This is a genomic window from Arthrospira sp. PCC 8006, assembly GCF_046480465.1.
Lineage (GTDB): Bacteria > Cyanobacteriota > Cyanobacteriia > Cyanobacteriales > Microcoleaceae > Limnospira > Limnospira platensis.
Genome location: NZ_PKGG01000435.1, coordinates 1 through 1703 on the forward strand (window position 1 = coordinate 1; position 1703 = coordinate 1703).

Consider the following 1703-nt stretch of genomic DNA (forward strand, 5'->3'; position numbering starts at 1 on the left):
CAGGAGTTGCTCGATAACAAGTACCAGTTGCTACGAGCGCACTTACCTAAGCGCCAAACCTTCTTTAATGATTTGCGCGCGCTTACCCAGACTGTACTTCGACAGTTGGGACCACCTTCTGACCTTTATGCTTGAGGGTCTTGAGTTAGACATCCCACCCGATAGCAGTTGAATTTCCAAAATGAGAATCGCTGGGGTCTAAAGCCCCGTCCTTCTAGGACGGCTTTTTATGTTATACTATTTTGTTTGGTGCGAGACGTTCAGGCATGAAATAGGGTTGCAATACCCGAAATAACCGCCTGGTGAGGACTTCAACCCTTGGTTGAATATAAGGAGCGCACTCCTGACCATCCTCATAACTGTTTATATGTCCCAAAGCGAAAGCAAGGCAGGGAACTCAAGGTCAATCCCACAAAGAAAATCGCAATACTCAATTATACAACATGGAGGATTAAAACCACTTGGGCGATTGTGGGAAAGAGTAACGGCGATAGCCACCCCCAGTTTCAGGATTCACAACCCGTCAGATAGAAGCGGGGAACGGAAGGCGTGAAGTAGAACCTACTACCAAAAACGACCACTGCCAACCATCCATGACTAAGGAAATCTGAATGTTCCAAATTGAACCATCGTAAATAATAAGTAGCGAAATAGGTTGATACGCTGCGCTCAAAAGAGTAAGGGGAAAAGTAGGGTAATTATGTCATCACCTACACAGACCTTTAAAAGTACCCCGGTGGAAAGGACAAGTCTAAAGATGGAATGCCCATATAAACGGAACGTTTTAACCCCTTCTAGGCTCTGACAATCTGGTCGAGAGAGTCAGTAGTGAAAGTGTAAGCGCAAGCCCATTAGGGGGTGAGATGTGACCAGAAGCCAATGCCCGACTGTAATGGTAGGGATATGCTAACGGGTCACGGTTTGATTGTAAGAAATAGAGCCTAGTAGGTGTACATATGGCGATAGCGAGTTTAAAGAAAGGATTTGGCAAGCCCAAACCAATCAAGACTACGAACAACGCATGGAAGGCAATCCCATGGACTAAGGTTCAGCGGAAAGTTTTCAAGCTCCAAAAGAGTATATTTCAAGCGGCTAAATCGGGACAGGATGCCAAGGTAAGAAGGTTGCAACGTCTATTGGTGAAATCATACTATGCTCGACTCTTAGCAGTACGGCGAGTGACCCAGGATAATCAAGGCAAGAAAACAGCCGGCGTTGATGGAGTAAGAGTAATCTCTCCAAGACAAAGGTTTGAGCTTGTTAAGAACATTAAGGGAAACCTCAAAGCAAAACCACTGCGACGGGTGTGGATACCAAAACCTGGCAGGGATGAAAAAAGCTGGAATAGGAATTCCCACAATCCAAGATAGAGCAAGGCAAGCCTTGGTTCAGTCGGCACTTGAGCCCGAATGGGAGTCAAGATTTGAGGGTACTAGCTATGGGTTCCGTCCCGGACGGTCAGCCCAGGACGCAATTGGTAGAATTTAGACTGCCATAAATCAAGGACAATACTATGTACTTGATGCAGGTGCGAGACGTTCGGGTATGAAATAGGGCTGAAATGCCCGAAATAACTACCCGGTGAGGATTCCAGCTCCGAATCTGGATATAAGGAGACCTCTCCTGAGCATCCTCATAACTGATTATATGTCCCGACGCTTAGGTAACTAAGCAAGGCAGGGAACTCAAGGTCATAAACGAAC

Annotated in this window: 1 protein-coding gene and 1 pseudogene; both read left to right on the plus strand. The window is 46.2% G+C overall.

The window, feature by feature from the left end; all coding sequences use genetic code 11:
- Positions 1-956: 956 nt before the first annotated feature.
- Positions 957-1370, plus strand: a complete 414-nt coding sequence (locus B9T16_RS28430; protein ID WP_014276923.1) for a reverse transcriptase N-terminal domain-containing protein — start codon at positions 957-959, stop codon at positions 1368-1370.
- Positions 1330-1485 (plus strand): annotated as a pseudogene (locus tag B9T16_RS28435) (RNA-dependent DNA polymerase); the annotation flags it as partial. The gene B9T16_RS28430 and the pseudogene B9T16_RS28435, both read left to right, overlap by 41 nt.
- Between the last annotated feature and the right edge of the window lie 218 nt (positions 1486-1703).